Consider the following 20,422-nt stretch of genomic DNA (forward strand, 5'->3'; position numbering starts at 1 on the left):
CTTTGTTAAGTGACTTTTTATCTTCTCCAATGGCCAGCTAGGTCACCTCCGAATCTAAAAAGTCACTTGCCTCGTTCTAGCATCGCTCAATAATTTCTATTACCAATTTATCGAGAGAAGCTCGCTCGCTTCTACTCCAAAGTGAATTTAACTTTTTCGAGAAGTTATCATTTGCCTTGTTCTTGCGTTGCTCGATAACTTCTCTTGCTTAATTGTGTTGAGAGAAGCTCGCTCACTTCTCTTATTTAATTTTTTGCTTTAATAGAGCAGGTTTAGGCTGTTTCGTTAAACAGCTCACGACCGATTAGCATCCTTCTAATCTCTGAAGTACCTGCGCCGATTTCATACAATTTGGCGTCACGTAGCAAACGGCCTGTAGGGTATTCATTGATGTAACCATTACCGCCTAGTACCTGAATCGCATCCAATGCTAATTTAGTAGCATTTTCTGCTGCAAACAAAATCGCTGCGGCGGCGTCTTTGCGAGTGGTTTCGCTACGATCGCACGCTTTAGCAACTGCATAAACGTAGGCGCGGCTGGCGTTCATAGTGGTGTACATATCGGCCACTTTGCCTTGGACTAATTGGAAAGTACCGATCGGCTTGCCGAACTGTTTACGCTCATGCACATAAGGGACTACTGCGTCCATACAGGCACGCATGATACCCAGTGGGCCGGCAGACAGTACTGCGCGTTCATAATCAAGGCCACTCATCAGAATTTTAACACCTTCGTTGATTGGCCCCATGACGTTTTCAGCAGGGACTTCACAATCTTCAAAAACTAATTCACAGGTGTTTGAACCGCGCATACCCAATTTGTCGAGTTTCTGCGCTGTAGAGAAACCTTTGAAGCCTTTCTCGATAATAAAGGCAGTAATACCTTTTGAACCGGCTTCTGGCTCAGTTTTGGCGTAAACAACCAATACATCGGCTTCTGGACCATTGGTGATCCACATTTTATTGCCGTTAAGGATGTATTTATCGCCTTTAAGCTCAGCACGTAGTTTCATGCCGACAACGTCGGAACCAGCACCTGGCTCAGACATGGCCAAAGCACCAACGTGTTCGCCGGAACATAGTTTTGGTAAGTATTTCTGCTTTTGCTCTTCTGAGCCATTGCGACGAATCTGATTGACACACAAATTAGAGTGGGCACCATAGCTTAAGCCAATCGAGGCACTGGCGCGGCTGATTTCTTCCATCGCCACAACGTGCTCAAGATAGCCCATGCCTGAACCACCGTAATCTTCTTCGACGGTGATGCCTAAAAGACCCAGTTCACCGAACTTCTGCCATAAATGGTGCGGGAACAGGTTGTCGTGATCCGTTTTTTCAGCAATTGGAGCGATCTCTTTTTCTGCAAACCCACGAACCATTTCGCGGATCATGTCGGCGGTTTCGCCTAAATCAAAGTTCAACGATGGATACATGCTTGTTCCTCTATCTTAAATATCAACAAATCAATAGTAATCAGTTCAGTCCAGCTTCTGTTCGAGCATATCCAGCTCTTTCAGCATATGTTCAATGTCTTTACGCTGTTGGAGCAGGGCATCCCGACGTTTCTGGATGAGTTCTACGAGAAGTTTTGCCTGCTTTTGCTTACCTTCAGGCAAATCATATAAATCGATAATTTCGCGGATTTCGGCCAGTGAAAAGCCAAGGCGTTTACCGCGAAGAATCAGTTGCAGGCGGACTCTGTCTCTGGCGCTATAGATGCGATGAACACCGCGACGCTCAGGGCAAATCAGTTTTTCATCTTCATAATGGCGAATCGAACGCGCGGTAATACCGAACTCTTTAGCGAGATCGCTAATACTGTATTCTCTTTCGCTGATGGTTTTTGCTGTCTGGCCTGACATAAGCCTGCTTATTCTGACAAATAAGATAAAATGATACCTTACCTTTACGCAAACGTAAACTTGATGAGGTCGCGTCCTGTTCAGATCAGACCAGTCATGGTCGGTCTGCTTGAAGGAAAATTCGACTAAGTATTTGATATTTGATTGGTGTGATTAAAAAACAATCAATTGAGTTTGTATCTTCAATAAAAAATAACTTTATAAGCTAACTGATTGATATGAAGAAAATATGATCAAAGTGTGAAACTTATCAATTGCCAAGCGCTCTAAGTTAGGTGTAAGTTAAACCCATAGAGTAAAAAAATAGACAGTGACTAGACGTTTAATGACAGTAAACAACAGAATTTTAGAATAAAGCCGATCGCTCGCAAGAGCCGTCGGCTTTTTTTATGCGTTTAATACATCAAGTAAACATCGTTAACAGCAAAGGGGACGACATCTATGAAACGTCAGAAAAGAGATAAACTTCAAAGAGCCCACACAAAAGGTTTTAATGCCGCACTTCAAGGTCAGTCTAAAGAAAACTGTCCATTTGAAGAACTGAATGCGCGAGAGGAATGGTTAGGCGGTTGGCGAGAGGGCCGAGAGGCGTTTACTACCAATGGAATGAAAGCTTACATCTAGTACCCTTTGGTAAATAGTTTATCAATACATCATAATATAAAATACACAAGCCCGGCTCAGACCGGGCTTTTTAATGGTCTGCAATCGGGTTGAATATAAGGAATTTAATTAATATACTTCCAAGCGGATTATTAAAGATAAAAAAGGATTAACTATGAAAATAGCTACAAAGATAGCCTGTCTATTAATTTTATTTACGACTTCTATTTTATCCCACGCAACCTTTGAAGATGCGGTAAAGCATTATGAGGAAGGGCAATTCGAGAAAGCCTATAAAGAATTCCAATCACTTGCCGAAGTTGGCCATCAAGGCGCGCAATTCAATCTGGGAATTTTGTATCTGGAAGGTTCAGGTACTCAGCAGGATCTTGTGAAAGCTTTTAGTTGGATAAAACTGTCTGATGAAGATAAAGGCAAAGAAACAGAGCTTTTGAACGAAATCAGTCAGCACTTCACAGATGAGAAGCAAAAGGAAGCTGATTTTTTTTACGAGACTCTCCATAAGACTTATAGCCCGGAAGCTCTAAGAATTGCTCTTACACCTGTTTATAAACCCATTGAGTTAACTTCAAATAAAGATAAATCACCAAGTCTTAAGCCGATTAAGCAAAGATCTCCATCATACCCACGAGACGCAGCGATGAAAGGAGTTGAGGGCTGGGTAATCGTTTCCTTTTATTTGAATGAAAATGGATTTCCAAGTGATATTGCCGTAGATAAAGCGTTTCCAGGAGATACTTTTGTTAAAAATACTTTAAACTCAATTGAAGACTGGCAATTTGAAGTTCCACAAGATTACGATACTAAGAAACAATATAAATATAAATTAGAGTATCAATTGAATGGCGGAGCTGCATATAAAAATGCATTAAAGAGTCTAAAAGAAAAAGCAGAAGAAGGGGATGCTAAATCACAGTACCTATATGCTAAGTTTGGTTCTGAGATGCTAATTGAAGAAAATTTTAATCCTACCGTTTGGTACTACAAAGCAGCCGAGCAGGGCATTGCTAACGCTCAATATGAACTTGCCAATAATCTATTAGATGGAGAAGGGTGTGAGGAAGATAAAGAAAAGGCTATAGCCTGGTTAATAAAATCTGCCTCAGGCAATTTAGGACGTTCTCATTTTAAGCTGGCCAAACTTTTCCTACAATTAGATGATAAGGAACGGGCACACTTCTGGCTTGGTAAAGCAATAGATGCAAATGATCCAGAGATTGCCTTTGAATTGGCTAAATATATTGACGATCTTGGTAGTGAGCAGTATCCACTGGAGGTGGTTAGTCGAGTATTACAGCAGGCTGAGGTCAATGCTAAGGTTAGCCCCATTAGGTTTTATGAATATTTCGCAGATGTCTCAGCAAGATTGGGGGACTATGAATCTGCAGCAAAATATCAATTTAAGGCTAACATGGCTCTGAAAAGGATTGCCAATGTTCCCTTAAGAATGCGAGAAAAGCTTGATGAGTATCAAGCCAAAAGGGAAAACTCTAAAAGTTAGTCACGCTATTTTTTAAATATCAATATTATAAAAAGCTCCTAAATAACAAAGGGGCTTTTTTTTACCCTTACTTTAGATCGCCAAAGAGAAGCTGCTTAATTTATTGCTGTACTGACTTACAAGGTTCTTATTACTAGCCTATTTCCTTTCCCTTTGAAATAATAAAGCATAAATTATTCATAATTCGCCACATTCTTAACCCATTCTGGTTATAGTGGCGTTAATATAATAGCGATTAAAAATCATTACAGGGGAGTATTATGTCTTGTCGTTTGCGCTCATTGGTAGCTGGGGTTGGTTTTTGTCTGGTTTTATTGTTGACGGGGTGTGGTGATGAGTCTGATGATTCGAAGACCTCTGAGGCGAGTTCTCAGAAGAAGGCGGGTCAGGAGTCTTCACAAACAGAGACTGTTTCTCAACCCGATACACTAACACCTTTCAATGTATTGAGCGTCTATCAGGGAACCTATGATAATGCGCCAGCTTTACAGATTAATTTCAGTCGACCGATAAGGCGTGATCAAGATTTAGAGCAGTTAATTCAAATCTCCCTCAACAATACTCCTCAAGATGGCGGCTGGGTCATCAGTGATGATAACCGCCGTATTTATTACCCTTATATTGAGCCTGAGCAGGTTTATGAGGTTACTTTTTCCAGTGACCTGATGGCTGATAATGGTCGCTCATTAGGTAGCGCTTTTAAAAAGCGGGTTAAAACCAGCGCGCTTGAACGTCAGTTACGCTTTTTGAGTCAGGGCTCAACCATTTTACGTGATAGCGGTATCTTGCCGATTGAAGCGGTCAACGTAAAAGAGGTCGACATCAAGTTCTGGCGCTTAAAGGCCCGTTATTATGATAACTTTTTTGCCAGTGGCGATTATCGTCGATACTACCAGCTGCAAAACCTAAAAGAGATGGCCGAGCTGGTACATACCGGTCGTTTTGAGCTTGAAGCTAAAGACAACCAGCGTCTGACTCATCATATACAGTTAAAAGATATTAAGGCACTTAAGGATAATGGTGTTTATGCCGTGACTATGCAGCCTGCAGACGATTATCCCTATCAGTATGAGTTCAGCTGGTTTGTGCTGAGTGATATTGGCCTGCATACCCGTCAATACGCAGATACACTGGTGGTGTTTGCCCATCAGTTGCCATCAACTCAATCTTATCAAGATGTTGAACTTGCTTTGCTTAATAACAAAGGCGTGCGTTTAGCAGAGCAGAAGACGAATGCAGAAGGTTTTGCAGAGTTTGATGCTGCTACGGTTGAAAATGCCCGATTTTTAATTGCTAGCAAAGGACAAAATACTAACCTCATTCGCTTAAATAGCCCGAAACTGGACTTGTCAGAGTTTAAGCTAACCAAGCGACAGCAACATCCTATCGAATTATTTTTGTATGGCCCTCGTGATTTGTATCGTCCCGGTGAAACAGTACGCATGCAAGGGATCTTGCGTGACTATCAGGCTAACTGGTTAGAGCCAACGCCAATTTCTGTGCGTGTGTTACGACCTGACAATAAAGTCTTTACTACGCTGCAATGGAAAGGTGATGAGGTTGGCTATTACCAGGCTGACTTTACGCTTCCTGCAGACGCCATGCGTGGCAGCTGGATCTTCGAAGCAACTCTTGCCAATAAAACCACTTTTAAATATGAATTGGCCGTCGAAGACTTTTTGCCCGAACGTCTGAAGCTTGAGTTGAGTCCTGATAATGACGAGTGGCTTGATATTGCGGCAGTGCCTGCTATTAGTGTTCAGTCTGATTACCTTTATGGTGCGCCAGCCAGTGGTAATCGTTTTGATGCAACGGTAACTGTATCAAGCGCTAAAAATCCTTTCGATGATTATGAAGGCTTTCATTTTGGCTCAAACAAATACCGTGACTTTGATCAGGTTATGGATGTTCCTGCCGGTAACTTGGATGAGGAAGGGCGCGCGACTTTGAAGTTAAACAATCAATGGTCCGGTAGTCAGTTCCCAATGCGTTTATTAAGCAGCGTTAATGTTTATGAAAGTGGTGGACGCCCGATTACTCGTCGAGTGACTCAGTATGCTTTCCCGCATGAGGAGTTAGTCGGTGTTAGACCGTTATGGACTTCCGAGCGTGAGTTCGCAGCACCTAACGAAAATAACCTGGTTGAATTAGCTGCTGTTAATACGCAAGGTGAACCATTAACTACCGGACAGCAATATCAGGTGACACTGATACGTGAAGACAGTCGCCTCTATTGGCAGTATGGCAACAGTGGTTGGGAGTATCGTTCATCGGAAGCGAATGTTCCGGTTTATGCCAAGACCATTAAATTTGAGTCAGCGCAAAGACCGCAACTGTCTTTACCATTGGAGTATGGTAATTACCGATTAGAAATTCATAATCAAAAGAATCAGTTGCTCACCAGCTATCATTTCTTTGCTGGTTGGTATTGGTCTGACAATAACCAACAAAATGGTGAGCGGCCCGATCAGGTTAAGTTGTCTATTGAGCAAGACTTTGTAGAGCTGGGTAACGATCTTCAGGTCAATATTACTTCGCCTTATGCAGGGCAGGCGCTGGTTACTGTAGAAAGCGATCAGCTTCTGTGGAAGCGTGCGATAGAACTTGATTCGGCTGAATCAACTGTCACTATTCCGATGAACAGCAGCTGGAATACTCATAACCTTTATGTGTCGGTGATGGTGCTTAAGCCTGGCGATATTAAGCGGAAAAACTTGCCGAATCGCGCTTTTGGGGTGATGCATTTGCCTCTAAAGCGTGACGCAAAAAAGCTCGATGTTGAGCTTACTCATAGTGAGAAATTGCGTCCGCTACAGACTGTTGCAGTTGACCTGCAAGTCAACAATCAGAAAGCTGACGAAACAGTATTTGCTACCTTGGCATTAGTTGATAGCGGCGTACTCAGCATTAGCAACTTTGAGTCACCAAAACCGATTGACTGGTTCTTTGGTCAGCGCTCTTATGAGGCTGCATTAAAAGATAATTATGGCAGCTTTGTTGAGCTCACTGATGGCAGCATGGCCAGGCAGCGCTTCGGTGGTGATGCGGATTTAAGTCGCGGTGGTGATGCACCGGTTTCTGATGTGCAAATTGTATCCATTGTTAAGGACAAAGTGCAGCTGGACGAGAAAGGCCGAGCTAAACTCAATGTTGAGCTGCCATACTTTAATGGCGAGCTACGACTGATGGCTGTAGCTTTCAGTAAAAATCGTTATGGTTCCGCTGAGTCCAAAGCTAAGGTCGCGGCTCCCTTGGTGGTTCAGGCTTCAATTCCACGCTTTTTGGCCAAAGGTGATCAGTCACAAGTGATGTTTGATGTTAAAAACATGGAAGAGACTGAGCAAACCTTTACCGTGACCCTTGTAGCCGATGAAGCTTTAGGTAGTGGCACTGTTTCAAAGAGCTTAACGCTTGAGCCAAAAGGCAAGGTTCTACTAGCCCTTGATGTGAAGGCTTCTCAGTTTACCGGCTCCGGAAAAGTGTCGCTGGCCGTAGAAAGTGATAACCCCGATTTAACTATGAATCGTAGCTGGTCGCTGGGTTTGCGCCCTGCCTATGCCGCTTCAATTATTAGCAAGCAAGCCGCTGTTAATGCCGGTAGTCAATTTACGGTTAGCGATGACTTTGCCAGCCAGTACGATAATTATGGTTTGAAGTCGGTATTAACAGTGTCCAGCACACCGCCTTTGGATGCTGGCTCTTACATTAATGGTTTGTTGCAGTACCCTTATGGTTGTCTGGAACAAACCACATCGCGCGCCTGGCCTTGGCTGAATATCGAAAGGGACGACTTAAACACACTGGAGTCGGAGCGCACAGCTAAGTTGTTTGAAGAGAGGCAACAGTTGATCGATGCTGCTATCAGTCGAACGCTTTCGATGCAACGTTATGACGGCAGTTTTGGTCTATGGTCAAATAATTCGCCGGAAGAACCTTGGATGACTGCGTATGTCACTGACTTTTTGATTGAAGCGAAGCAGTTGGGTTATCAGGTTCCGGAAGACAATTTGAATCGAGCCGTGCGCCGTTTGCAGCGTTATGTTCGTTCCAGCGCCTTCAGAACGGATAACTGGAGTTACTATGATGATAGAGAGCATTTTGAATTAGCTTATCGTGCTTACTCCGCTTATGTGTTGACCAAAATTGGTAGCGCCAGTTTGCAAGATGTCCGTGCGCTTTATGACAAGAATGCAGCCGACGCTGAGCGCTCATTACCGCTGGCTCACTTAGCCTTTGCCCTTGAAAAGCTCGGCGATCAACGCCGTGCCAAACTGGCGTGGGGACAAGCCTTTACCACCAAGTTTAAACATAAACCTTATTGGTATTATGGCGATTATGGTTCACCGATTCGTGATATGAGTCAGGTAGCAAGCCTAAGCCTGAATAGTAAAGTTGTGGAAGCTCTTGATCTCAATGGGCTGGATTTGGTTTATGACTTAAAAGGCGAACTAGAATCACGTAGTTGGTTATCGACGCAGGAAAAAGGCGCATTGGCACGTTTAGCAAAACAGTTGAATGATATGAATTCGGAGCAATCTGAATTGAGCCTGGAATTAGGGCGGGGTGGTGAGACGGAGTCATTTAAGCAAACCGCAGACTATATTGCAGTGTCGAAAAATGCCGAAGTAAAACAGCCGTTAGTTGTGAAAAACTTGGGTGAGAAAACTGTATTTGTGGATTACAAAGCTCAAGGTTATCCGAAAACAGCACCAGAGGGCTTGTTTGACGATATTGCCATAAAGCGTCGCTACTTTAATCTACAAGGCGATCCCATCTCCATTCAGAATTTGACTGCTGGCGACCGGATTATTGTGGGACTGTCAATCGACCTGGCGCGCGAACATAATAAGTTACGCAATGCCATGATCATAGATTTACTACCGGCAGGTTTTGAACTAGAGAATCAAAATCTCGAGCACTCATTCAAGATTGATGATATTAATATTGACGGTAAAAGCATTAAAGAGCTGACCCAAAATACTCAAATTGCTCACCAAGATTTCTGGGATGATCGTTTCATGGCGGCTCTCGAGTTGAGAAGTTATCAGACTACTCATTTGTTCTATATGGTTCGTGCGGTAACTCCGGGTACTTACACGGTACCGTCGAGTTTTGTGGAAGATATGTACCGTCCTGAAATTCGCGGCATCAGTGAACCTGAAAAAGCAATCACCATTAGCAAACCAGATGCTCAATAGCAGGTTTTTCGGTGGCTCAATCTAAAAGTGTATTCAGTAAGCGCTTCTGGCTGAAAAGTCTGAAGCGCTTACTGTTTGTGTTACTGCTATTTTTTCTTTCCTTCTGGGTCTTAGACAAGCTCTTTCCTCTACCTATCGAAGACTTTGAACAGCGAAGTTTCGCGCAGCTTGTGGTTGATGCGGAGGGTAAGCCTTTGCGGGCTTTTCCGGATTCGCAAGGTGTCTGGCGCTATCCGGTGACATTGAATGAGGTCTCTCCGTTATACCTTGAAGCTTTGGTCAATTACGAAGATCGTTATTTCTATCAGCACCCCGGGGTTAATCCTTTTGCTTTAATGAGGGCCTTAGCTCAGGCGGTTTATCATGGCGAAATCGTTTCGGGTGGCTCTACTTTGACTATGCAGGTGGCACGAATACTGGAGCCGCATGAGAAGAGTATTAGCGGCAAAATGCAGCAGATGTTTCGGGCGTTGCAATTGGAGTGGCATTATTCAAAAGATGAGATCCTGACTTATTACCTGAACTATGCGCCTTTTGGTGGCACTATCGAAGGTGTTGAAGCAGCCAGCTTTACTTATCTTGGAAAGTCATCCAAAGATTTAACCGCTTCAGAAGCAGCCATGCTGGCGGTGTTACCACAGGCACCTTCATGGAACCGGCCGGATCTGTATCCCGAACGAGCCAAAGCCCAAAGAAATAAACTGCTTGATCGTTTAGCAGAGTTTGAGGTCTGGCCTTCTGATCTGATTGATGAGATTAAACAAGAAGAGGTCTGGGCACAATACAATACGCAACCTATTTTAGCGCCTTTATTAAGTCGTGAGTTAATGAGTCGCTATCCACAACAGCGATTGATTAAAACAGCCATTGATCGCAACCTGCAAACAGAACTTGAGTTAAGTGTTTCCGACTATATTCGAGGCAAAGAAGAAGGCTTATCAGCCGCGGTGATTGTAATGGATAACGTAACCTCAATGCCTCTGGCATATATTGGCAGTGCTGATTTTGCAAATCCCGATCGTGCTGGTTATGTCGATATGACCAAAGCAACTCGCTCGCCTGGCTCAACTCTTAAACCCTTTATTTATGGATTGGCGTTAGATAAGGGATTGATTCATTCTGAGTCTTTATTGTTTGATGTGCCACAGTCGTTCGAAGGTTATAAGCCCAAAAACTTCAGCGAAAACTTTAATGGTGCAGTCAGTGTTTCCCAGTCGCTTGGCCGTTCGCTAAATATGCCGGCTGTTCAAGTATTGAATGAATTATCGCCAGAGTATTTTTATACTCAACTGACCAATGCCGGACTGAAATTATCATTGCCCGAAGCCGCCACTCCTAACTTGAGCTTGGCTTTAGGAGGAGGTAGCGCTACTTTGCAGCAGTTGGTTGGTGCTTTTTCAGCTTTGGGGAATAAGGGCGTTGCAACAGAGTTGAGATTAACTCCAGAACAGCCACAAAAAAAATTGCCCCTGTTGAGTCAGGAAGCTAGCTGGGTGGTGCAGAATATTTTAAGTCAAATTCCGCTTAATAATCAGCTGAGAAATCGGTACCTTCAACCAACTAAACAAATCGCCTATAAAACCGGAACCAGTTATGGCTCACGCGATGCCTGGGTGTTGGCCTCAAATGAAAAGGTTACCATTGGAGTTTGGGTCGGAATGCCTGATGGCTCATTCAGTGTTGATAATAGTGGGCGAACAACAGCAGTACCTCTGCTGGAGAGGATTTTAATGACCATGCCAAGTGATTGGCTGGAACCTATCGAGCGGCCGGCGACGGTAACCATGGCCGATATTTGTTGGCCACTGGGCATGCTGGCTTCGTTGCAGTCAGATGAGAACTGTCATAAAAAGCGTTCCGCCTATCTGATCGATGATACTGCTCCTGCGACCTTTACTGACCCCTTGAGCAGTGACTGGCATAACGGCTTGATGAGGGTGCAACTTGATGCTGAAACAGGGAAGCGAGTCAATAATCAATGTTTTGACGGTCCTGTAGATATCAAGGAAGTTGCGCTATGGCCGAAAAGTCTTGAACCATGGATTGCCAAGCCATTGCGTAGTGATAGCTTGTTGCCCGAGTTTGCCGAAAGCTGTCAGGTTAATGTCAGTTCAAACAAACTTAGAATTGTTGGGCTGGATCCTGAAGCTATAATTTATGCAGAACCGCAAAAGCAGAAGCTACCTGAAGTGCAGTTACGGGCAGAGGGAGTGACCGGTGAGCCCTATTGGTTTTTAAATGGACGCTTATTGGAGTCTCAACTTGAGTCAGAGCATCGTATTGCCTTGAAAGATTTATCCAGCGGTGATTATGAGGTGATAGTAGTGGATGAAACTGGAGCCTTTTCCGAGCTGGTTTTCAGCGTGGAACAGTAAGTTGTTTGCGATGAATCATTAGGTCTTTCTGCCTGTTAAGCTTGTCTTTTCTCGTTCAGTGGTTAAACTATGCGCACTTTTACTTATGACCCCGTAAGGTCAGAGTTTTTATGCGTTTAGAAGATTTTCATTTCGATTTACCCGATGAGCTGATTGCTCGTTATCCTACCGAACAACGTTCTGCCAGTCGTTTATTATGCCTTGATGGTCAAAGTGGTGCTGTCGAGCATAAGCACTTCTATGAGCTGGTCGTTCTGCTTAACCCTGATGACTTGTTGGTATTCAATGATACACGAGTCATTCCGGCCCGCTTGTTTGGTCAAAAAACTACGGGCGGAAAACTTGAGATTTTGATTGAGCGTCTGGATTCAGATGTAGAAGCGATTGCTCATGTCCGCTCTAATCGTACACCAAAGCCTGGTTCAGAGTTTGTCTTAGAAAATGGCTTTAAGGTGTTGATTACAGGGCGAAAAGAAGCACTTTTTTCTTTGCAGTTGCAGGAAGGCGATTGGCAGACGGCTATGACTGCTGTCGGCCATATGCCATTACCACCTTATATCGACCGTGCGGATGAGCTTTCCGACAACGAGCGCTACCAGACGGTTTACAGTAAGGTCGACGGTGCAGTTGCTGCACCGACTGCCGGGCTGCACTTTGATGATGAGCTGCTTGAGAAGATTCGTAGCAAGGGAGTGGACTCGGCCTTTGTCACTTTGCATGTTGGCGCTGGAACCTTCAGCCCTGTTCGGGTTGAGAATATCACTGAACATAAGATGCATTCAGAATGGTTCGAGGTTTCGCAAGAGGTTTGCGATAAGGTCAATGCTACCCGCGCAAAAGGCGGACGAGTGATAGCGGTTGGTACCACTTCGGTGCGCTGTTTGGAGTCTGCTTCGAGCGACGGCGCTATCAAGCCGCATATGGGCGAAACCGATATTTTCATCTATCCTGGTTATCAATTCCGTTCAGTGGATGCACTGATTACTAACTTCCACTTGCCTGAATCGACGTTGATGATGCTTGTTAGCGCTTTTGCCGGTAAGAATCATATTATGAATGCGTACGCCGAAGCAGTTAAAGAGCGTTATCGCTTTTTCAGCTATGGCGATTCAATGTTTATTCACCAAATTCAAGACGAATCTAAATTTGCTGTCAATGGAGACAGCTCAAGAGAGACTCAAGATGCAATTTAAATTAAACGCAAGGGATGGTATGGCGCGCCGCGGTGAAATCACCTTCGAGCGAGGTACCATTCAAACTCCTGCTTTCATGCCGGTTGGAACCTACGGCACTGTTAAGTCGATGACGCCTGAAGAGATAAAAGAGATTGGGGCGGAAATTATTTTAGGCAATACTTTTCATCTGATGCTTCGCCCGGGCACTGACATCATTGAGATGCATGGTGACTTGCATGACTTTATGCATTGGGATAAGCCTATCCTGACCGATTCTGGTGGCTTTCAGGTGTTTAGTCTGGGTAATTTGCGCAAAATTACTGAACAGGGCGTCGAGTTTAGATCGCCAGTCAATGGCTCCAAAGTGTTTTTAGGCCCTGAAGAGGCAATGGAAGTTCAGCGTAAACTGGGTTCGGATATCGTGATGATTTTTGACGAGTGCACGCCTTATCCGGCGACTGAATCCGAAGCTCGGGATTCAATGGAGCTTTCTTTACGTTGGGCCAAGCGCAGTAAAGTTGCTCATGAAGCCAGTAATAAAGCCGCGTTGTTTGGAATCGTGCAGGGTGGCATGTATCCGCACTTACGCAAAGAGTCTCTGGCGGGTCTTACTGAAATTGGTTTTGACGGTTATGCCATTGGTGGCCTCTCGGTGGGCGAGCCCAAAGATGAAATGCTTAAAGTGCTGGATAATCTAACGGGTGATATGCCGCAAGACAAGCCACGCTATCTCATGGGCGTTGGAAAGCCTGAGGATATCGTAGAAGCAGTGCGTCGTGGTGTCGATATGTTTGATTGTGTGATGCCAACCCGTAATGCGCGAAACGGTCACCTTTTCACCAGCACAGGGGTTGTAAAACTGCGTAATAGCCACAATAAAACCGATACTGGCCCACTAGATGAGGCTTGTGATTGTTATACCTGCACCAACTATAGTCGCGCTTACCTGCATCATCTGGATAAGTGTAATGAGATATTGGGCGCTAAGCTCAATACCATCCACAATTTGCGCTACTATCAAAATCTGATGAGCGGATTGCGAAAGGCGATTGAAACAGGTACATTGTGCGACTTTGTTGAAGATTTTTATACGAAACAGGGCAAGCCTGTTCCGTCATTAAATTAATAATTAACTAATTGATAATATTAAACTATAGAGGTAATTCCAGATGTTTCTAGCAACTGCTGCACCACAAGGTGGTGGTTTAATGAGCTTCCTTGTGATGTTCGTCCCTTTGATTCTTATCATGTACTTTATGATGATTCGTCCTCAACAAAAGAAGATGAAGCAACATAAAGAAATGGTTTCAAGCCTGGAAAAAGGCGACGAAGTCATGACCACTGGTGGCATCTTAGGTCGCATAAGCAAGATTAAAGATGATTTTATTGTTGTAAGCATTGCTGATGGTATTGAAATCAAATTCCAAAAAGCAGCCATTGCACAAACTTTGCCAAAAGGCACAATAAAGTCAATCGACGAATAATATTTAGCCGCCCGACCTGTTACTAGCTTGCTCGGGCGGTTTGTTTTTATATCCGGGCATACACTATGTTTACTGATCAATCCAATCAAAGGTTATTACCGATCAACACTTATCCCAAATGGAAATATGTGTTGATTCTTTTCGTTATCGCTATCTCTCTTTTATACGCTGCGCCAAACATTTATGGTGAGGACCCTGCGGTTCAGTTATCAGCGTTACGTGATGCAACTATTTCAGAACAACAAGTTGAGCAGATTGAAGCTGCCTGGCAAGAAGCGGATTTAGCACCTATATCTGTCGAGCGTGATGGCGACAAGCAGCTCATAGCTCGATTCCAGTCCAATGAAGAGCAGTTGCGGGCACGCGAGATTGCCAATGGAATACTGAACCCGTCTCTTGATAACCAAGAGTATGTGGTGGCATTAAATTTGGCTCCAGCTACGCCTGACTGGTTATCCTCGCTTGGTGGTAAGCCGATGAAGCTTGGACTCGACTTGCGGGGTGGTATCCACTTCCTGATGCAGGTTGATATGGAGCAGGCAATGGCCCGTCAACAGGAGCAGTTACGTCGAGATTTCATTGAGACTTTAACTGCTGAAAAACCATCCATTCGTGGGCGTGTTGAAACTATTGAAAATGGTTTGTTGATCAGCTTTAGAAGTGAAGAAGATGCTGAGCGAGCCTTTGCCGCCTTATATAAGAATTATATTGATCGTATTGATATCAACTTAGCGACACAAGGTGGTCGTCCGGTTGTACGTGCTACTTTTAATCAGACGAAATTAAAAGCCATTCAAGATAATGCCATTGATCAAAACCGCCTGATTCTAAGTAATCGTGTTAATTCTTTAGGCGTTGCTGAACCATTAATCCAGCGTCAGGGCAGTGACCGTATCGTTGTTCAATTACCGGGTGTTCAAGACTCGGCGTTAGCAAAGCGAATTCTTGGCGCGACAGCGACACTTGAGTTCCGCCTGGTTAATCATGAAGCAGATATTGTTGCAGCACAACAAGGACGGGTTCCTGCTGGCAGTACTTTATTCGAGTCAGAACGTGGTCCTATTGTAGTTTATGATGAGGTGGAAGTTTCTGGAGAACATTTAACCGATGCATTTCCAGGTTTGCACCCACAAAATAATCAACCGATTGTGTCGGTAAGACTTGATGGAGAGGGTGGAGCACGTATGTTACGTACTACTACCGCTAATCGAGGTAATTCCCTGGCTATGATTCTTAAAGAGTCAGTGCCAGTTTTTGACATTAAAGACGGCAAGCGTGTATTAGTGAAATCCAATGTGGTTGAAACTTTGGTCAGTGCACCAAATATTAATGGCGCATTCAGTACTGATTTTTATATCGAAGGTCCGGACTTCACTCCAGCTAAGACTAAAGATTTAGCCACTCAGTTGCGCTCAGGTGCATTAATTGCTCCAACCTTTATTGTTGAGGAGCGTACCATTGGTGCCTCACTAGGTGCCGAGAATATTGAGAAGGGCATTAACTCGGTCATTATCGGTTTCTCCTTAGTCGTGCTCTTTATGTTGTTTTACTACAAAGCATTTGGTGTGGTCGCTAATATTGCTTTGATTTTTAATGTGGTTACGATCGTTGCCGTGATGTCTATTCTAGGGGCAACCCTGACTCTGCCTGGTATCGCAGGTATTGTATTAACGGTTGGTATGGCGGTAGATGCTAACGTGATTATCTTTGAGCGGATTCGTGAAGAGATTCGTCATGGTACTAACGCGGCACAAGCAATTGATAAGGGTTATTCGCAAGCGCTTTCAACCATTGCTGATGCCAACATCACGACTGCGATTGCGGCAATTATTCTTTATGCGGTAGGTACCGGAGCTATCAAAGGATTTGCTATCACACTATTCATCGGTATTCTAACGTCAATGTTTACTGCAATCCTGGTTAGCCGCGGCATCATAAACCTGGTTTATGGTCGTGGTAAGAAACCAAGCAAATTGTGGATTTAGGTGGAGGAAAATATGAGCTTTTTAAATGAAGATACAAACTACGGTTTCCTCAGTTTAAGAAAATTTGCGTTTGCATTATCAGCAGTACTGATTATTGCTTCTATAGTGTCTTTCTTCACAAAGGGACTTAACTATGGTCTCGATTTCACCGGCGGTACCTTGGTTGAAGTTGGTTATGAGCAAGATGCAGACTTATCTAAAATTCGTCAGCAACTGGATGATGTGGGAATCAATGGAGCGGTGGTACAGAACTTTGGCTCATCCAAGATTGTACAAATTCGCATGCCACAACAAGATAATATTGAAAATGCCAAAGTAAGTGACCTTGTTCTTGAAACGCTGGCTAAAGGCGGTACCAAGGTAACCAAGCGAGATCAGTCATTTGTAGGTCCGGTAGTTGGAGAGGAGCTTAAAGAGCAGGGCGGCCTGGCCATGATCGTGGCACTTATCTGTATCATGATTTATGTAGCGCTGCGCTTTGAGTGGAAGTTTTCGGTGGGTGCCGTTGCTGCTTTGGCGCATGACGTAATACTGGTGGTAGGCTTTTTCTCCATCACGTCGGTTGAATTTGATTTAACCGTTTTAGCGGCACTACTTGCAGTTATTGGTTATTCATTGAACGACACCATCGTTGTTTTTGACCGTATTCGTGAAAATTTCCTCTTGATGCGAAAAGGCAGCTCTGAAGATGTCATCAATACATCATTGAATCAAACACTGTCTCGTACCGTCATGACCTCCTTGACGACGATGCTTGTTCTATTAGCATTATTCTTCTTCGGTGGGCAAACGATTCACTCATTTGCAGAAGCATTGATTGTTGGCGTGTTAATTGGTACCTATTCATCGATTTATATTGCAAGCCCAACAGCGCTCGCTTTAGGTATTACTAAAGAAGACTTGATGCCGCCTGAAATTGAGAAAGAAGGTGAGGAGTTTGATGCACTATAATTGTTATTAGTAGCACTTTCTTTTATATTAAAACGGCTTAGAGTTAATTCTAAGCCGTTTTTTTATATAAGGATGATGCTTTGTGATGGCTGAACAATCAAATCAACCCAAAGAAACTGATACCACCAGTACGCTTGCCGATAAAACTCTTGGTAACATTGAAGCTTACCTTCCAGATTCGATTATTCCACTATGGGATAAGTTGCAGACCAACCCCTGGATTTTGTCGATTATTGTATTGGTTCTAGGCTTTTTTATTGCTAAGGGCGTGCAGTGGTTCATTAAATCATTAATAGGGAAAATCGCGGAAAAAACACCGGGTGACTTTGATGACAAACTAGCTCCTCTTCTCAGTAAGACAGCCTTTACCTTTATTTTCTTTTTAACCCTGATTATTGCAATCGAGGCCTTAGACCTGTCTGAGCCAGTTGATACTTTCCTGAAGCGCTTTGTTGTTTCTATTTTGATACTGTCTCTAATGTCTAAATTATTGAAAGCAACAAAGATGGTACTCAATGCTCTAGCCAATAGTAAAAACAGGTTTAAATTTGTAGAAGAAAGAACCATCCCCATTCTTGATATATCATCAAAGATTCTGATTGTCGGTGCAGCCCTGTATTTCCTGATTCTTTCCTGGGGAATAGACCCAACAGCCTGGCTCGCTTCAGCAGGTATTATCGGTATCGCAGTAGGTTTTGCGGCAAAAGATACTTTGGCCAATCTATTTTCCGGCTTTTTCATTGTTGCAGACTCTCCTTATAAATTAGGTGATTACATTATTTTAGACGCAGCTGAACGGGGGCGGGTGACTCATGTTGGCATTCGTAGTACCCGGTTGCTGACACGGGATGATGTTGAAATCACGATCCCTAATTCAGTGATTGGCAATGCTAAAATTGTTAATGAAAGTGGTGGTCCCTGGGAGAAAACACGTATTCGAGTCGATGTTGGAGTCTCTTATGATTCCGATCTGGAGTTCGTTCACGATGTGCTCATGGATTTGGTTAAAGAGCGTGATGATATTGCCAGTAATCCCGCGCCTAGGGTTCGTTACCGGGCATTTGGTGGTTCCAGTATTGATCTTCAATTAATGGCATGGATCAACTATCCAGAACAAAAAGGCCTTATTACTCATAAGCTGATTATGGATATCCACAAAACCTTCAGAGAGCAAGGAATTGAGATTCCATACTCAAAACACGATTTATATCTTAAGGAGATGCCTGTTGCTAAGGATTAGTCTGCTGCTGCTTGTATTTTCTTGTGCTCAAGCCAGAGGTAATGAGTACCTATCATGCGGTCAGAACAGCAAAGCACAAGAGCTTGCTCGCATGATCATCACAGACAAAGATCAAAAGCGACCAAGCCTTACATGTAATGCTTTATTGTCCGAAATAGCTGCCAACAAAGCCAGGGAGATGGCTAAAGAAGGTAAAGTCAGCCACAACGGTCCTGGAGGCACTCCGGATTACAGGCTTACTAAGGCCGGTTATCCTCTATCCCTACCAAGCTCAGTTGTGGGTACTAATCATGTAGAGTCTATTATGGGTGGGGCTGCTAGCGCGGAAGAAGCTCTAGACTACTTGAGAAGTTCCTATGCTCACAGAATCCATTTGTTTGGAGAGCATCCCTTTTATTTAGAGCAGTATGAAATTGGTGTTGGCTATGCTGAAGAGTGGTTTAGCCCTCATGTTAATTATTGGGTGGTCTATATTGCCAAGCCCGACCGGCCTACGATTGAATATGGCGAAAAAGAGCCGGGAGAGGAGCTAAGATATCTAGGAGTTTATAAAAAGTAAGCTCTTATTGGATGCGAAAAAGGAGGTGAGAACCTCCTTTTATCGACTATGAACTTAGCTCTCGTCTTTTTTGTTTACCGAAGCGAATAGATCATGTTGATCGGCGGCTTCAATCGTCACTTCAACAAATTGACCTTCTGTTAAGCTTTCAAATCCTTCATCAATGATAACTTTACCATCAATTTCAGGCGCATCGGCAGCAGAACGAGCCAAAGCGCAGTCTTCGTAAAGCTCATCTACTAGTACTGTCATTACTTTGCCAATTTTTTGCTGTAACTTTTCAGCACTGATTGCTTCTTGCACTGCCATGAACCGCGCAAGACGTTCTTCCTTTACTTTTTCAGGCACTGGGTCAGGAAGCTCGTTTGCACTTGCGCCCTCAACGGGAGAGTATTTAAAGCAACCTACACGATCAAGCTGCGCTACTTTAAGAAAGTCTAGCAACTCCTGAAATTCTTCCTCGGTTTCACCCGGAAAACCAACAATGAAGGTGCTGCGAATAGTAATGTCTGGGCATATATCGCGCCACTTTTGAATCCGCTCAAGGACATTGTTGATATCACCGGGACGCTTCATTAACTTTAAAATTCGCGGGCTGGCATGCTGAAACGGAATATCCAGATAAGGTAGGATTTTGCCTTCTGCCATCAGAGGAATAATGTCATCAACATGTGGGTAAGGATAAACATAGTGTAATCGCACCCATACGTTATCCAGCTGACCTAGAGCTTCACACATATCTTTCATACGTGTTTTTACGGGTTGCCCCTGCCAGAAATCCATTGCATATTTTTTGTCGACACCATATGCGCTGGTGTCTTGAGACACAACTAACAATTCCTTAACGCCAGCTTTTACCAATCGTTCGGCTTCATCAAGCACCTGACCCACTGGGCGACTATCAAGCTTGCCACGCATTGATGGAATTATGCAGAAACTGCATTTGTGGTTACAGCCTTCGGAAATTTTTAAATAGGCGTAATGACGAGGTGTTAGTTTAATGCCTTGTGGCGGTACGAGGTCAATAAAAGGATCATGCTCTGTCTTGGGCGGTAAGTGTTCGTGAACGGCAGTTAAGACCTGCTCATATTGAGCTGGACCGCTAACGCTTAAAACGCCAGGATGAATTTCTCTAATGTCGCTCTCTTGGGCACCTAAACAACCAGTGACAATCACTTTTCCGTTTTCGTTCAAAGCCTCACCAATGGCTTCCAATGACTCTTGCTTGGCCGCATCAATAAATCCACAAGTATTGACCACGACGATATCCGCGTCTTCATAAGTGGGGACAATGTCATACCCTTCAGTTCTAAGCTGCGTCAGAATACGTTCAGAGTCTACCAGGGCCTTAGGACAGCCGAGACTGATGAAGCCGACTCTATTGGAGGGATGTTGGTTGCTTGTTGCAGAGTTTGTGGTCATAACTGACAAAATGCTCAAGTGAGTGTTCTAAAAGGGGCTGTATTCT

Annotated in this window: 14 protein-coding genes; 11 read left to right on the forward strand and 3 right to left on the reverse strand. The window is 43.9% G+C overall.

The annotated features are described in order from the left end of the window. Positions 1–272 precede the first annotated feature (272 nt). On the reverse strand, positions 273–1,433 hold the full coding sequence (locus tag ACYTXU_RS04045; RefSeq protein ID WP_462208558.1) for an isovaleryl-CoA dehydrogenase: 1,161 nt from the start codon (positions 1,431–1,433) through the stop codon (positions 273–275). A gap of 45 nt (positions 1,434–1,478) precedes the next feature. Next, the gene (locus ACYTXU_RS04050; protein ID WP_462208560.1) at positions 1,479–1,862 is read right to left on the reverse strand and encodes a MerR family transcriptional regulator; all 384 of its coding nucleotides are present in this window, start codon (positions 1,860–1,862) and stop codon (positions 1,479–1,481) included. Between the two features lie 441 nt (positions 1,863–2,303). On the opposite strand from ACYTXU_RS04050, the gene rmf reads away from it, so the two are divergent. The 11 genes from rmf (at position 2,304) to ACYTXU_RS04105 (ending at position 18,954) form a co-directional block, all read left to right on the forward strand. Next, a complete protein-coding gene (gene rmf / locus ACYTXU_RS04055) occupies positions 2,304–2,486 on the forward strand; it encodes a ribosome modulation factor (RefSeq protein WP_012800996.1) in 183 nt (60 codons plus the stop codon). Between the two features lie 154 nt (positions 2,487–2,640). Further along, on the forward strand, positions 2,641–3,987 hold the full coding sequence (locus ACYTXU_RS04060) for a TonB family protein (RefSeq protein ID WP_462208561.1): 1,347 nt from the start codon (positions 2,641–2,643) through the stop codon (positions 3,985–3,987). Between the two features lie 260 nt (positions 3,988–4,247). Further along, positions 4,248–9,185, forward strand: a complete 4,938-nt coding sequence (locus ACYTXU_RS04065) for an alpha-2-macroglobulin family protein (protein ID WP_462208562.1) — start codon at positions 4,248–4,250, stop codon at positions 9,183–9,185. Positions 9,186–9,196: 11 nt separating this feature from the next. Continuing rightward, positions 9,197–11,560 (forward strand): penicillin-binding protein 1C, encoded by a 2,364-nt coding sequence (gene pbpC / locus ACYTXU_RS04070; protein WP_462208564.1) that lies wholly within the window; start codon positions 9,197–9,199, stop codon positions 11,558–11,560. A gap of 110 nt (positions 11,561–11,670) precedes the next feature. Further along, positions 11,671–12,753, forward strand: coding sequence for a tRNA preQ1(34) S-adenosylmethionine ribosyltransferase-isomerase QueA (queA, locus tag ACYTXU_RS04075; protein ID WP_462208565.1), 1,083 nt, complete (start codon positions 11,671–11,673; stop codon positions 12,751–12,753). Continuing rightward, entirely contained in the window at positions 12,743–13,861 is a 1,119-nt protein-coding gene (gene tgt, locus ACYTXU_RS04080; RefSeq protein WP_462208567.1) for a tRNA guanosine(34) transglycosylase Tgt, read from the forward strand. The genes queA and tgt overlap by 11 nt, the downstream gene beginning before the upstream one ends. 43 nt (positions 13,862–13,904) lie before the next feature. Continuing rightward, positions 13,905–14,219 (forward strand): preprotein translocase subunit YajC, encoded by a 315-nt coding sequence (gene yajC / locus ACYTXU_RS04085; protein ID WP_462208568.1) that lies wholly within the window; start codon positions 13,905–13,907, stop codon positions 14,217–14,219. Positions 14,220–14,284: 65 nt separating this feature from the next. Beyond that, a complete protein-coding gene (secD, locus tag ACYTXU_RS04090; RefSeq protein ID WP_462208570.1) occupies positions 14,285–16,204 on the forward strand; it encodes a protein translocase subunit SecD in 1,920 nt (639 codons plus the stop codon). Positions 16,205–16,216: 12 nt separating this feature from the next. After that, the gene (gene secF / locus ACYTXU_RS04095) at positions 16,217–17,155 is read left to right on the forward strand and encodes a protein translocase subunit SecF (RefSeq protein ID WP_462208571.1); all 939 of its coding nucleotides are present in this window, start codon (positions 16,217–16,219) and stop codon (positions 17,153–17,155) included. Positions 17,156–17,240: 85 nt separating this feature from the next. Next, positions 17,241–18,395 carry a mechanosensitive ion channel family protein gene (locus tag ACYTXU_RS04100; protein WP_462208573.1) on the forward strand — a complete coding sequence of 385 codons (1,155 nt, stop codon included), beginning with the start codon at positions 17,241–17,243 and terminating at the stop codon, positions 18,393–18,395. Further along, positions 18,382–18,954: a CAP domain-containing protein gene (locus ACYTXU_RS04105; protein ID WP_462208575.1), complete on the forward strand. Its 573-nt coding sequence runs from the start codon at positions 18,382–18,384 to the stop codon at positions 18,952–18,954. The genes ACYTXU_RS04100 and ACYTXU_RS04105 overlap by 14 nt, the downstream gene beginning before the upstream one ends. Before the next feature lie 54 nt (positions 18,955–19,008). On the opposite strand, the gene rimO is transcribed toward ACYTXU_RS04105, so the two are convergent. Next, positions 19,009–20,376 carry a 30S ribosomal protein S12 methylthiotransferase RimO gene (rimO, locus tag ACYTXU_RS04110; RefSeq protein ID WP_462208576.1) on the reverse strand — a complete coding sequence of 456 codons (1,368 nt, stop codon included), beginning with the start codon at positions 20,374–20,376 and terminating at the stop codon, positions 19,009–19,011. Positions 20,377–20,422: the final 46 nt, after the last annotated feature.

It is taken from the genome of Kangiella sp. M94, from assembly GCF_054926195.1.